This window comes from Marinobacter sp. bablab_jr003, from assembly GCF_016464245.1.
In the GTDB taxonomy this organism is placed as follows: Bacteria; Pseudomonadota; Gammaproteobacteria; order Pseudomonadales; family Oleiphilaceae; genus Marinobacter; species Marinobacter vinifirmus.
The window spans coordinates 104,788-116,313 of sequence record NZ_JADARC010000053.1 but is presented as its reverse complement, the minus strand read 5'-3'; the positions used below and the strand labels follow the sequence as shown (position 1 = coordinate 116,313).

The following is an 11,526-nucleotide window of genomic DNA, read 5'->3' as shown; positions in this document are numbered from 1 at the left end:
TCTACCGGCTGAACACCAGTGTGTTGGAGGGAATGAACAACAAGATCAAGGTGATCAAGCGGGTGGCCTACGGCTACCGGGATAACGACTACTTCTTTCTGAAGATAAAAGCAGCATTTCCCGGTAAAGCGCGATGAACCAATAAAAAGGGCCTACGTTTTCACGTAAGCCCTTGAAAAATATGGCGCGCCCGAGAGGATTCGAACCTCTGACCTCTGCCTCCGGAGGGCAGCGCTCTATCCAGCTGAGCTACGGGCGCATTCGAAACCGCGAGTTGCTCGTCAATTTCGAGTGCGCAATCTTACGTGCGCAGGGGGCGTCTGTCCAGCCCCCGAGCTCAACTCATCCCTCAGATTTTCGGCATTTTCTGTTCGGGAGTAATACTCACCAGATTGCTGTCGTTGCTGAAGGTCACTTCGCCGTCCTGTACGGATACCTGAAAGGTCATGGAGCGTTCTGCCAGGGCGGCCAGCTGGCTGGTTTGTTCGGCGGCCAGGTCGACAATGGTCAGGTTGCCAAATCGCTCCAGCTTGTTATGGTGCTTGTCCCACCACACAGGCACGCCGCGCCCGCCGTAGGTGTACAGGATCACCCTTTGTGAGCGGTTGCAGGCTTTGCGAATGCGGTCTTCTTCCGGCAATCCCAGGTCAATCCAGAGCTCGATTTCATCGCTCAGGGATTTCTGCCACAGCTCCGGTTCGTCGTCGGTGCTCAGGCCTTTGGTAAACTCCAGGGTGTCGCTGGCGTTCAGCGCGAAGGCCAACAGGCGTATCATCATGCGTTCATCGGTCTCTGACGGGTGGCGTGCCACGGTCAGGTGGTGGTCGGCATAATAGTGCCTGTCCATATTGGCAATATGGAGCGTGGCTTTGAAGATGGTGGCTTTCAGTGCCATTGAGCGTCCTGTGGTTTTGGTGGGCAGGGCATTAGTGTAAAGCAATTTCAGCGAGGCGGTGCATAGCGGCATGGTGTTGTTGCGGGGTTTTCTGGTTCTGGTGGTGTTCTTCCTGCTGGGTGAGGCGCTGCGGGTGCTGGCGGGTTTGCCGGTCAGTGGCGGGGTGCTGGGGATGGTGATGGCCACCTTTACCCTGATGCTGCGTGGCCAGGTCAGTGATGAGCTGGCAGAGGCCAGTCGGGGTCTGATTTCGGTTCTGGTACTGCTCATTACACCGGGGGTGGTGGGCGTATTTTTTATTGTCGACCAGTTCTACGGCCACTGGACAACGGTCATTGTCGCCCTGATTGCCGGTACGCTGCTGAGTGTACTGACCACCTTATGGCTGATGAAGAAGGTGTCGGAGAGCAGTGCGGGGGAGAAGAGCCATGAATAATGCCTTTGCCGAACTGCTCTCGGTCTGGACGGCGGGCCCGATGCTTTCCATCGCGCTTACGCTGGCGGCTTTCCTGGCGGCGAACTGGCTGTTTGCCCGCTTCCGTCGCCCGTTGTGGATGCCGCCAGTGCTGATTGCTGCGCTGTTGCTGGCGGCCGTGGTGGCCCTCAGCGGCATCGGCTTTGAAGAGTACGAGCAGGGCGCCCGCTGGCTCACGGTGTTGCTGGGCCCGGCCACCGTGGCGCTTGGGGTGCCCCTGTATCAGCAAATGCACCACATTCGTGCGCTCTGGAAGCCCATCCTGGTGACCTTGCCCCTGGCGGCCACGCTGGCGGCGGTCTATGCCCTGGGGATCGCCTGGTTGATGGGGGCATCGCCCCTGGTGTTGTCTTCCCTGGCACCAAAGTCGGTGACGGCACCCATAGCCATGGGTATTGCCGAGCAGCTGGGTGGCTCTGTGTCGCTTACCCTGGGCGGCTTGCTGATTACCGGCGTGCTGGCCTCGGTGTTTGTAGACTGGTGCGCCCGCTGGCTCAACATCAGGGACGACCGGATTATCGGTTTCGCACTGGGCCTGAATGGCCATGCCATTGGCACCGCCCGGGCGTTTGAAATCAGCCCAACAGCCGGCGCTTTTTCGTCTCTGGGTATGGGGCTGACCGGGGTGTTTACGGCTTTGTTCCTGCCGTTTACCTTTCCGTTCTAGGAGTTCTGCTTCATCTATGCCAAACCAAGACATCCTCGACCTGCAGCCCACCCACATCCAGGAGCTGCAGAACCGGTACGACCAGGCGCTGACTGAACACGGATACGACAGCCTGCTGATTGCCTCCGGCGCTGCCCCCTACCGGTACCGGGATGATCAAACCTACGTGTTTCAGGGCTTCGGGCCGTTCCTGCGCCTGACCCGCACCCTGGAAGAGGGCATGGTGGTCACCATCGAACCCGGCCTCTACTTTATTCCGTCACTGCTGGAGCCTGTGCTGAACGGGCCGCAGGCAAAGTACCTGAACCGGGGCCTGCTTGATGAGCTGCAAGGCTGTGGGGGCATTCGTATTGAGGACAACGTGGCGGTCACGGCCTCCGGTGCCCGCAACCTGACCCGGGAAACAGAACGGTAACCTTTCTCAACAAATTCCGCGGTTAAAAGGGTTGCATTCCTGTTCGTTAATGACAATAATTATCACTAACTTTAGTGCTGTTAGTGAGAGCGCCCTATGTACGTTTGCCTGTGTTACGGGGTAACAGACAGAGAAATCCGCGAAGCCGCCGAAAATGGTGTCAGCTCCATGCGCCAGCTGGGTAAGGAGCTGGGTGTCGGCCGCCAGTGTGGTCGCTGCGCCTGCACCGCGCGGGAGATCCTTAAGGAAGCCCGGTCACCGGATTATCTGGCGCTTGCCAACATGCTGGCCCAGCCCGCCTGACGGGCTGACCTGTCCCGATACTGCAATTGCACCTCTTTCACATCCGTGATTTTTTATTGCCGGTAAACCGACTATCCTTGTGAATTAAAGCAACTGCGACATAAGGAATTTGGTTATGAAAGGCGATAAGAAAGTCATCCAGTATCTGAACAAGGTTCTTGCCAACGAGCTGACCGCCATCAACCAGTATTTTTTGCATTCCAGAATGTACAAGGACTGGGGCATTACCAAGCTGGCAGCCAAGGAATACGAAGAATCCATTGACGAAATGAAGCACGCCGATCAGCTGATCGAGCGCATTCTGTTCCTGGAGGGACTGCCCAACCTGCAGGATCTGAACAAATTGCTGATTGGCGAAAATGTTCAGGAAATGATCGAGTGCGACCTAAAGCTTGAGCACACCGCACACACCGACCTGAAAGAAGCTATCATCTACTGCGAACAGGTTCAGGACTTTACCAGCCGCGAACTGTTCCGGAGCATCCTCGACAGCGAAGAAGAGCATATCGACTGGCTCGAAACCCAGCTGGAGATGATTTCCCAGATGGGTATCCAGAACTACATCCAGCTGCAGTCCTCGGCAGCGGAGTAATCACCGACAATGGATCTGTCCTGCTTCAAAGCCTATGACCTCCGGGGCCGGGTTCCGGACCAGCTGAACCCGCCCCTGGCAGAAAAAATCGGCCGGGCCTATGTGGAAATCACCGGTGCAAAAAAAGTCATCGTCGGCTATGACATCCGCCTGTCCAGCCCGGAAATCTCCGAGGCGCTCAGCTCCGGCCTGATGGCGGCCGGTGCCGACGTTTACGACATCGGCCTGTGTGGCACCGAACAGGTGTACTTTGCCACCAGCCACTACGGCATGGACGGCGGCATCATGGTCACCGCCAGCCACAACCCGAAAGACCACAACGGCATGAAAATGGTCGGCCCCCAGTCCCGGCCCATCAGCTCCGATAACGGCCTGAACGACATCCGGGACCGCGTGCGCGAACCCTTCTTTGATGCGCCGGAGCAGGGCAGGTACGAAACCCTGGAAGTGATGGCCGCCTACACAGACCACCTGTTGGGCTACATCGACGCCAGCTCCCTCAAGCCCATGACCATCGTCTGCAACGCCGGCAACGGCGGCGCTGGTCTGGTGATTGATGAACTGGAACAACACCTGCCGTTCGAATTTATCAAAGTACACCACCAGCCGGACGGACACTTCCCCAACGGCGTACCCAACCCCATCCTGCCGGAAAACCGCACCGCCACGGCAGATGCCGTCATCGAACACGGCGCCGCCATGGGTATCGCCTGGGACGGCGACTACGACCGCTGCTTCTTCTTCGACGAAACCGGCCGCTTCATCGAAGGCTACTACATCGTCGGCCTGCTGGCGGACCAGTTCCTCAGAAAAACCGGCGGCGGAAAAGTCATCCACGACCCCCGCCTCACCTGGAACACCCAGGACCTGGTAGAAGCCGCCGGCGGCGAAGCCATCGAAAGCAAAACCGGCCACGCCTTTATCAAACAAAGAATGCGCGACGAAGACGCCGTGTACGGTGGCGAAATGAGCGCCCACCACTACTTCCGCGACTTCGCCTACTGCGACAGCGGCATGATCCCCTGGCTACTCATCGCCGAACGCCTGTGCCAGAGCGGCCAAACCCTGTCGTCCCTCATCGACGCCAGAATAAAAGCCTACCCGGCCAGCGGCGAAATCAACCGCACCATAGCCGACCCCGCCAAAGTCCTCGCCGCGATGGAAGCCCTCTACAGCCCCGGCGCCAAAAACGTCAGCTACGTAGACGGCCTGAGCGTAGAGTTCGACAACTGGCGCTTCAACCTGCGCATGTCCAACACCGAACCGGTGGTTCGCCTGAACGTGGAAGCACGGGCGGACAAGGCCCTGATGGAAAAGAAAACGGAAGAACTTCTGGCGGAAATGGAAAGGTTAAACAGGGCCTGACTCTAGGCCTCTGTCACTTCGGAAGGCACGCGGCCGCAGGAAGGCCTAGTGTATTGTTCGGGGGCTGGGTGAGGGTGCCCTCACCCAGACCTTGCACCCAAGCCTAGCGTGACAAAGGCTTTGCACCCCACTCAAAGCCAGTCATTCAACATAATGCCGATACCAAACCGCTCAATCCGCTCATTGTAGTCAATCAAACTCTCCCCATACCCGTTGTAATACTGGAAAAACCCCTTCAACGTCTCCCCGATAGGAAAGCTGTACCCAAACTCCACCGACGTCCGGTTATCCGACCGCAAATTATTCAGCAACTTCAGCGAAAACGTCCGATCCTCCGTCAGCTTGTACACCGCGTTATAACTCGCGTGCCCCAGATACCGCTCGATATCCGCATTATCATTCTCGCTGGTACTCTCCGGCAGCCGGTACCACGGCTCCACCTGGAACAGCCATCGGTCATAGCTGTAGGCGGCGGACGCCTTAATCCGGTTCCAGCTCCGGGACCGGGGGTCCGCCTGGCCGTTGGACTGGTGGTTGAAGCCGATGGTGATCCCGTTCAGGGTACCCGGCCCGATATCCCAGTCCAGCTGGTGCCGGAAAAACAGCTCGGGCTCGTAGTTGGTCTCTCGGAAAGGCGCTGATTCGTCCTGGTTGTACACCTGCCAGAACGACTTCTGGGTATAGCCGAACCAGAACGTGGTGCGCTTATCAAAGAAGCCGGTCAGCAACGGTACCTTGAAACTGATCTGGTACTTCGCTTCCTCATTCTCCAGGAAGTAGTCGTAGCCAGTGGTGCCCAGCCGCGGGCTGACCGGGTTCGGGTTGGGGTGGTCAACCCAGGTCAGCGGAAGGATGTAGTTGGGCTTGTGGGTTACCAGGCTGCCGGCAAAGGAAAACACCGCCTGCTCGGCCGCCAGGTAATTATTCACCAGTGACTTCATGACCCCTTCGTCCGGGTCATCCTCCAGGGCGTTGCCGACAATCTCCGCGCGGGTCTCCTTGTCGGCAGCCAGTTGTTCCGCCTGTGCTTCAGAGGTTTCCAGTGCCTCTTCGCTGGCGTTATCCCGGGCTGTCTGGGGATCATTCCGGGCGTCGTAGCAGGCCAGCCGCTGCACGCCGTCCCGGATCAGGGCGCAGTTTACGGAGCTGTCGCCGGTATCCTGGGCGAAACTCACCGGGCTTGCCGTCAGCGCAAATACAACGAAGGTAAGGGGAAAACGGGCGGTCAGGTGCATGGTGTGTCCTTACTGGCTGGCGGTCAGGCTGAGCCAGGTGTTGGCAATGCCATACACCCAGACGCCCAGCAGGGTTAAGGTCAGAAGCGCAAAAATAATCCGGTGCCGGGTGCGGCGGTCATCGCTGACCGAGGCTACCCAGCGCAGGTACATCAGGCCGATAAAGCTGAGAAAAACACCCAGGCTGGCCACCGCAGGAACCAGCAGCCAGGCCGGATGCACCGGGTTGCCGGCGCTGGACAGGTTGCTGAACCAGCCCATGGACACCAACAGGACAGCCAGGCTGGAGAATTCCAGGATCAGCAGGGATTTGCGTCGTTTATCCGGGCGTGGGGCGGGCGTCTGTGGCATGGTCGGGCTCTAGGTACCTGGTGGAGGAATGTCGGATGGCTATGGTAACCGGAAACGGTAACATTTCAGATACACCCTACGAAACTGTCACTAAAATGGTTGAAATCAATTTCTGATTCTGCCAATTGGTTTTTTTGCCGGGGCACAGTCGCTATAATGCGGCGACCGAAAGATTATAACGCTCAAATGCGAGGTGCATTGTGAAGATGAAGAGAGTCCTGGCTGTAGTTCTGCTTGGTTTTGGCCTGGCCGCCGGCGCCGCAGTAGCAAGTGTTGAAGACGAAATCCGCGACCGCATCAAGCCGATCGGCGAAGTGTGCCTGCAGGGTGAAGAGTGTGGCGAAGCCGCAGCTGCGCCTGCCCAGGAAGCCAGCGCCGGTGCTGCTGCCCGTTCCGGCAGCGACGTGTACAACGCAGCCTGTACTGCGTGCCACGCCACTGGTGCAGCTGGTGCTCCGATTGTCGGCAATGCCGACCAGTGGGCGCCCCGCATCGAGCAGGGCCTGGAAACCCTGATCAGCCATGCCATCAACGGCTTTAACGCCATGCCGCCGAAAGGTGCCTGTGCCAGCTGTTCTGATGAAGAAATTGTTGCCGCCGTTGAACACATGGTGGAATCAAGTCAGTAATCCCTGGCTTGTGACACAAAACCCCGCTCGTGCGGGGTTTTGTCGTTTTACAGGCCCAGGTCGCCAATCAGGGCGCTGAGAGTGGCCTTGCCCTTTTTCTGGTTGGCCTGCTGGTCTGATTCGCCCAGCCCCTCCCAGTTCACATCGTCTTCCGGCAGTTCATCCAGGAACCGGCTGGGAATGGTCTCCAGTTTTTCCCCGTATTGCTTGCGTGAGGCAGCATAGGTCAGCGCCAGGGTTTCCCGGGCCCGGGTGATGCCCACATACATCAGGCGCCGTTCTTCCTCCACATTGCCTTCCTCGATGCTGCTCCGGTGCGGCAGGATCTCTTCCTCCAGGCCCATAATGAACACATGGGGGAACTCCAGCCCCTTGGAGGCGTGCAGGGTCAGCAGCTGAACCTTGTCGCTGTCATCTTCCTCTTCACGCTGCTCCATCATGTCCCGCAGTACCAGCTTGGCGATGGCATCCTCGATGCCGATCTCGTCGGCCGTGCCCTTGCCGTCGTCCAGCATGCGCTGGATCGACTCCACCAGGTACCAGATGTTCTCCATCCGCCGTTCGGCCTGCTTCGGACTGCCGGAATGCTGGTGCAGCCACTCCTCGTATTCGATGTCGGTGAACAGCTGCTTGATCACCGGAATCGGGTTCTCCGAAAACAGCCGCTCGCAGGTCTTGTCTACCCAGTGGGCGAACCGGCGCAGCCGGTCCAGGCCTTTCTCGGTGACATGGGTTTCCGCACCCATATCCCCCAGCGCCTTGAAGAGGCTGACGTTGCGGGAGCGGGCATAGTGGCTGAGTTGCTCCAGGGTGCGCGGGCCGATTTCCCGGCGCGGCACGTTCACCACCCGCAGGAAGGCGGCATCGTCGTCCGGGTTGATCATCAGCCGCAGGTACGACATCGCATCCTTGATCTCGTTCTTGGAGAAGAACGACTGGCCGCCGGAGATGCGGTAGGGAATCTGGTAGGCCTGCAGCTTCATCTCCAGCAGTCGGGCCTGGTGATTGCCCCGGTAAAGAACGGCGAAATCCTTGAAATCCAGGCCGTTCTTCAGCTTCTGGTCGAGAATTTCGGTGGCCACCCGCTCGGTTTCGGCGTCTTCGTTGCGGCAACGAATGATGCGGATTTCGTCACCCACGGTGTGGTCACTCCACAGGGCTTTCTCGAACACGTGGGGGTTGTTGGCAATCACCGTGTTGGCGCAGCGCAGGATCCGGCTGGTGGAACGGTAGTTCTGTTCCAGCTTGACGATTTTCAGGCTCGGGAAGTCTTCCTTCAGCTGGGCCAGGTTTTCCGGCCGGGCGCCGCGCCAGGCGTAGATGGACTGGTCATCATCGCCCACCACGGTAAACGCGGCCCGCTCGGCCACCAGCTGTTTCACCAGTTCGTACTGGCACACGTTGGTGTCCTGGTACTCATCCACCAGCATGTAGCGGATTTTCCGGCGCCACTTGGCCAGCACCTCCGGGTTGTCCCGGAACAGCTGCACCGGCAGCAGGATCAGGTCGTCAAAATCTACCGCGTTGTAGGCTTTCAGGTATTCGTTGTAGTGCCTGTAAACGATGGCAATGCGCTGCTCACGCTCGTCTGCCGCCTTGCTGTAGGCCTCGGAGGGGCTGCGCATGGCATTCTTCCAGGACGAGATGGTCATCTGCACATCGTTCAGCTCGTCACCGGCCTCGGCGCTGGCTTCGCGCAGCATCAGGTCTTGCAGCAGTGCCTTGGCATCTTCGGCATCGAAGATGGAGAAGCCGGGGTGATAACCCAGGTGGGCATGCTCCTCCCGGATCATGTTCAGGCCCAGGTTGTGGAAGGTAGAGACAATCAGCCCCCGGGTCTTGCCCCGGTCCACAATGCGCCCGACCCGCTCTTTCATTTCCCGGGCGGCCTTGTTGGTAAAGGTGACGGCGGCAATGTGCCGGCCCGGAATGCCCAGTTCTTCAATCAGGTAGGCGATCTTGCGGGTGATCACGCTGGTCTTGCCACTGCCGGCGCCCGCCAGCACCAGCAGGGGGCCGTCGGCGTAGCGAACCGCTTCGCGCTGTCTGGGGTTGAGCTTGTTCACGATAAAGACGCCAGAGAATAAACCGGGGTGAGTGTTGCGTCCGGCTATTCTACACCACCACGCAGCATCCAGCTTGCCTGCAACACCAAGCCGCTGTACCTTTGCCCATTAATTTTGTAAGCAAGATAACAGAGGTCGCATGAACAGTATCTCCCGGCGCATTGCTGATGAACTCGGCGTACGTGAGCAGCAGGTAAACGCCACCGTCGCCCTGCTGGATGAAGGTGCCACCGTTCCGTTTATTGCCCGTTACCGGAAAGAAATCACCGGCTCCCTGGACGACAGCCAGCTGCGTACCCTGGAAGAGCGGCTGCGTTACCTGCGGGAGCTGGAAGACCGCCGGGGCACTATCCTCAACAGCATCGAGGAGCAGGGCAAGCTGACCGACGAGCTGCGCACGGCCATCGAAGCGGCAGACACCAAGAACCGCCTGGAAGACCTGTACCTGCCCTACAAGCCCAAGCGCCGCACCAAGGCCCAGATTGCCAAGGAGGCGGGGCTGGAGCCGCTGGCTGATGCCTTGTTTGATGACCCCACCCTGGACCCGGAAACCACCGCAGCCGGTTACCTGAATGCCGAAGCCGGCATTGACGACACCAAGGCCGCGCTTGATGGCGCCCGCTACATCCTGATGGAGCGCTTTGCCGAAGATGCCGAGCTGCTGGGCGCGCTGCGGGATTTCGTGTGGCAGGAAGGCCAGCTGAAAGTCAGCGTGGTGGAAGGCAAGGAAAACGAAGGCGCGAAATTCCGCGATTACTTCGACCACATCGAGCCGTTGAAGAAGGTTCCCTCGCACCGGGCCCTGGCTATTCTACGTGGCCGCAATGAAGGTATCCTGGCCTACAGCCTTGTGATGGGTGATGCCGAAGACGACCGCCGCCAGCCCCATCCGGCGGAGCAGCGCATTGCGGCCCACTGGCGCATTCGCGACAACGGCCGTGCTGCCGACAAATGGCTGGGCGAGGTGGTGCGCTGGACCTGGCGGGTGAAGCTCTCTACCCAGATTGAAACTGACCTGATGTCCCAGGTACGCGAAGCCGCTGAAGCTGAAGCCATCAACGTGTTTGCCGCCAATCTGAAAGACCTGCTGTTGCTGGCTCCCGCCGGCCCGCGCGCGACCCTGGGCCTGGACCCCGGCCTGCGTACCGGTGTGAAGGTGGCGGTGATTGACGGCACCGGCCAGGTGGTCGACCACGGCGCGATTTACCCCCATGCGCCCAAAAATCAGTGGGAGTCCTCCATTGCCCAGCTGGCGGCCTGGTGCCAGAAGTACAAGATTGAGTTGGTAGCCATCGGTAACGGCACTGCGTCCCGGGAAACCGAGAAGCTGGTGGGCGACCTGTGCAAGCGTTATCCGGAACTGAAGCTGGCCCGCATTGTGGTGAATGAATCCGGGGCGTCGATTTACTCGGCCTCCGAATTTGCCTCAAAGGAGTTACCGGACCTGGATGTGACTATCCGGGGTGCTGTCTCCATCGCCCGCCGTTTGCAGGACCCTCTGGCAGAGCTGGTGAAAATTGAGCCCAAGTCCATCGGTGTCGGCCAGTACCAGCACGATGTGTCCCAGGTCCAGTTATCCCGCAGCCTGGATGCCGTGGTGGAAGACTGTGTAAACGGGGTAGGGGTAGACCTGAACACCGCGTCTGTACCGTTGCTCACCCGGGTGTCCGGCCTGAACCAGAGTATCGCCCAGAACATCGTCGATTTCCGCAACCAGAACGGCAAGTTCGTCAGCCGCAAGCAGCTGATGAAAGTCTCCCGGCTGGGTGAGCGCACCTTCGAACAGGCTGCCGGCTTCCTGCGCATTGCCGGTGGCGATAACCCGCTGGACCGCTCGTCTGTGCACCCGGAAGCCTATGGCGTGGTGGAAGCCATTGCCCAGCGCAACGGCAAGAAAGTGGACGACATTATTGGCGACTCTGCGTTCCTGCGCAGCCTCAACCCGCAGGATTACGTGACCGAGCAGTTCGGCCTGCCCACAGTGAAAGATATCATCTCCGAGCTGGAAAAGCCGGGCCGGGACCCGCGTCCGGAATTCCGCTTTGCCCACTTCGAGGAAGGGGTGGAAACCCTGAACGACCTGAAGCCGGGCATGGTGCTGGAAGGCTCCGTCACCAACGTGACCAACTTCGGCGCGTTCGTGGACATCGGCGTGCACCAGGACGGTCTGGTACATATCTCTGCCTTGTCCCATACTTTCGTCAAAGATCCGCGCGAAGTGGTGAAGGCGGGTGATATCGTTAAGGTTAAAGTGATGGAAGTGGACATTCCCCGTAAACGGATTGCCCTGTCCATGCGTATGGATGACCAGCCCGGTGCCGAGGCGTCGTCCAAGCCGGCCCGTGGCGCCGATCGCAGTGGTGGCCGCGGTAACGACCGCAAGCCCCGTGGCGGCCAGGGTTCCCAGCCCGCGCAGGGTGCCATGGCTGGCGCGCTGGCACAGGCACTGGCCTCTGCCCGTAAAGGCGGCCGTTAAACCACTTCCTTGAATCAATGGCGGCTATCCCATAAAAGGGTAGCCGCTTCAACAGGA

The 11,526-nt window shown here is 59.4% G+C and carries 13 protein-coding genes, 1 tRNA gene and 1 pseudogene; 10 read left to right on the top strand and 5 right to left on the bottom strand.

Annotated features, from left to right (window positions below; all coding sequences use genetic code 11):
- The coding region (locus tag H3Z84_RS06260) for a transposase (protein ID WP_199456077.1) at positions 1 to 137 on the top strand (137 nt) is incomplete at its 5' end.
- 45 nt (positions 138 to 182) lie between these two features.
- Here H3Z84_RS06260 and H3Z84_RS06255 read toward each other — a convergent pair.
- Positions 183 to 259: transfer RNA gene (locus H3Z84_RS06255), tRNA-Arg, on the bottom strand.
- Positions 260 to 349: 90 nt separating this feature from the next.
- On the bottom strand, positions 350 to 895 hold the full coding sequence (locus H3Z84_RS06250) for a YaeQ family protein (protein WP_199456876.1): 546 nt from the start codon (positions 893 to 895) through the stop codon (positions 350 to 352).
- A 70-nt stretch (positions 896 to 965) separates the two neighbouring features.
- Here H3Z84_RS06250 and H3Z84_RS06245 point away from each other — a divergent pair, with 70 nt between their 5' ends.
- The 7 genes and pseudogenes from H3Z84_RS06245 to H3Z84_RS06220 all read left to right on the top strand — a co-directional run bounded on the left by H3Z84_RS06245 (position 966) and on the right by H3Z84_RS06220 (position 4,712).
- Complete coding sequence (locus tag H3Z84_RS06245; RefSeq protein WP_022989536.1) at positions 966 to 1,331, top strand: CidA/LrgA family protein; 366 nt, start codon at positions 966 to 968, stop codon at positions 1,329 to 1,331.
- Complete coding sequence (locus H3Z84_RS06240) at positions 1,324 to 2,037, top strand: LrgB family protein (RefSeq protein WP_199456875.1); 714 nt, start codon at positions 1,324 to 1,326, stop codon at positions 2,035 to 2,037. Before H3Z84_RS06245 ends, H3Z84_RS06240 begins: the two co-directional genes overlap by 8 nt.
- Before the next feature lie 16 nt (positions 2,038 to 2,053).
- A pseudogene (locus H3Z84_RS17260) lies at positions 2,054 to 2,212 on the top strand (Xaa-Pro dipeptidase); the annotation flags it as partial.
- The gene (locus tag H3Z84_RS17255; RefSeq protein ID WP_323126971.1) at positions 2,204 to 2,452 is read left to right on the top strand and encodes a M24 family metallopeptidase; all 249 of its coding nucleotides are present in this window, start codon (positions 2,204 to 2,206) and stop codon (positions 2,450 to 2,452) included. The pseudogene H3Z84_RS17260 and the gene H3Z84_RS17255, both read left to right, overlap by 9 nt.
- A gap of 96 nt (positions 2,453 to 2,548) precedes the next feature.
- The gene (locus H3Z84_RS06230; protein WP_058339978.1) at positions 2,549 to 2,755 is read left to right on the top strand and encodes a bacterioferritin-associated ferredoxin; all 207 of its coding nucleotides are present in this window, start codon (positions 2,549 to 2,551) and stop codon (positions 2,753 to 2,755) included.
- A 115-nt stretch (positions 2,756 to 2,870) separates the two neighbouring features.
- A complete protein-coding gene (gene bfr, locus H3Z84_RS06225; protein ID WP_029654367.1) occupies positions 2,871 to 3,347 on the top strand; it encodes a bacterioferritin in 477 nt (158 codons plus the stop codon).
- A gap of 9 nt (positions 3,348 to 3,356) precedes the next feature.
- Positions 3,357 to 4,712, top strand: a complete 1,356-nt coding sequence (locus H3Z84_RS06220; protein WP_199456873.1) for a phosphomannomutase — start codon at positions 3,357 to 3,359, stop codon at positions 4,710 to 4,712.
- Positions 4,713 to 4,843: 131 nt separating this feature from the next.
- Here H3Z84_RS06220 and H3Z84_RS06215 read toward each other — a convergent pair whose 3' ends face one another.
- The gene (locus H3Z84_RS06215) at positions 4,844 to 5,947 is read right to left on the bottom strand and encodes a phospholipase A (RefSeq protein WP_199456872.1); all 1,104 of its coding nucleotides are present in this window, start codon (positions 5,945 to 5,947) and stop codon (positions 4,844 to 4,846) included.
- 9 nt (positions 5,948 to 5,956) lie between these two features.
- Positions 5,957 to 6,298 (bottom strand): hypothetical protein, encoded by a 342-nt coding sequence (locus H3Z84_RS06210; protein WP_022989529.1) that lies wholly within the window; start codon positions 6,296 to 6,298, stop codon positions 5,957 to 5,959.
- Positions 6,299 to 6,504: 206 nt separating this feature from the next.
- Between H3Z84_RS06210 and H3Z84_RS06205 the strand changes: the two genes are divergently transcribed.
- Positions 6,505 to 6,927 (top strand): c-type cytochrome, encoded by a 423-nt coding sequence (locus tag H3Z84_RS06205; RefSeq protein ID WP_199456871.1) that lies wholly within the window; start codon positions 6,505 to 6,507, stop codon positions 6,925 to 6,927.
- Between the two features lie 47 nt (positions 6,928 to 6,974).
- Here the strand turns inward: H3Z84_RS06205 and rep are convergent, their stop codons facing one another.
- Positions 6,975 to 8,993 (bottom strand): DNA helicase Rep, encoded by a 2,019-nt coding sequence (rep, locus tag H3Z84_RS06200; RefSeq protein WP_199456870.1) that lies wholly within the window; start codon positions 8,991 to 8,993, stop codon positions 6,975 to 6,977.
- Positions 8,994 to 9,132: 139 nt separating this feature from the next.
- Between rep and H3Z84_RS06195 the strand changes: the two genes are divergently transcribed.
- Positions 9,133 to 11,469 (top strand): Tex family protein, encoded by a 2,337-nt coding sequence (locus H3Z84_RS06195; protein WP_199456869.1) that lies wholly within the window; start codon positions 9,133 to 9,135, stop codon positions 11,467 to 11,469.
- Positions 11,470 to 11,526 lie beyond the last annotated feature (57 nt).

What these genes read in the sequence shown, in the direction of transcription:
- H3Z84_RS06250 (WP_199456876.1), bottom strand. Translation starts at nt 895, where the DNA reads ATGGCACTGAAAGCCACCATCTTCAAAGCCACGCTCCATATTGCCAAT.
- H3Z84_RS06245 (WP_022989536.1), top strand. Translation starts at nt 966, where the DNA reads ATGGTGTTGTTGCGGGGTTTTCTGGTTCTGGTGGTGTTCTTCCTGCTG.
- H3Z84_RS06240 (WP_199456875.1), top strand. Translation starts at nt 1,324, where the DNA reads ATGAATAATGCCTTTGCCGAACTGCTCTCGGTCTGGACGGCGGGCCCG.
- H3Z84_RS06230 (WP_058339978.1), top strand. Translation starts at nt 2,549, where the DNA reads ATGTACGTTTGCCTGTGTTACGGGGTAACAGACAGAGAAATCCGCGAA.
- bfr (WP_029654367.1), top strand. Translation starts at nt 2,871, where the DNA reads ATGAAAGGCGATAAGAAAGTCATCCAGTATCTGAACAAGGTTCTTGCC.
- H3Z84_RS06220 (WP_199456873.1), top strand. Translation starts at nt 3,357, where the DNA reads ATGGATCTGTCCTGCTTCAAAGCCTATGACCTCCGGGGCCGGGTTCCG.
- H3Z84_RS06215 (WP_199456872.1), bottom strand. Translation starts at nt 5,947, where the DNA reads ATGCACCTGACCGCCCGTTTTCCCCTTACCTTCGTTGTATTTGCGCTG.
- H3Z84_RS06210 (WP_022989529.1), bottom strand. Translation starts at nt 6,298, where the DNA reads ATGCCACAGACGCCCGCCCCACGCCCGGATAAACGACGCAAATCCCTG.
- H3Z84_RS06205 (WP_199456871.1), top strand. Translation starts at nt 6,505, where the DNA reads ATGAAGAGAGTCCTGGCTGTAGTTCTGCTTGGTTTTGGCCTGGCCGCC.
- H3Z84_RS06195 (WP_199456869.1), top strand. Translation starts at nt 9,133, where the DNA reads ATGAACAGTATCTCCCGGCGCATTGCTGATGAACTCGGCGTACGTGAG.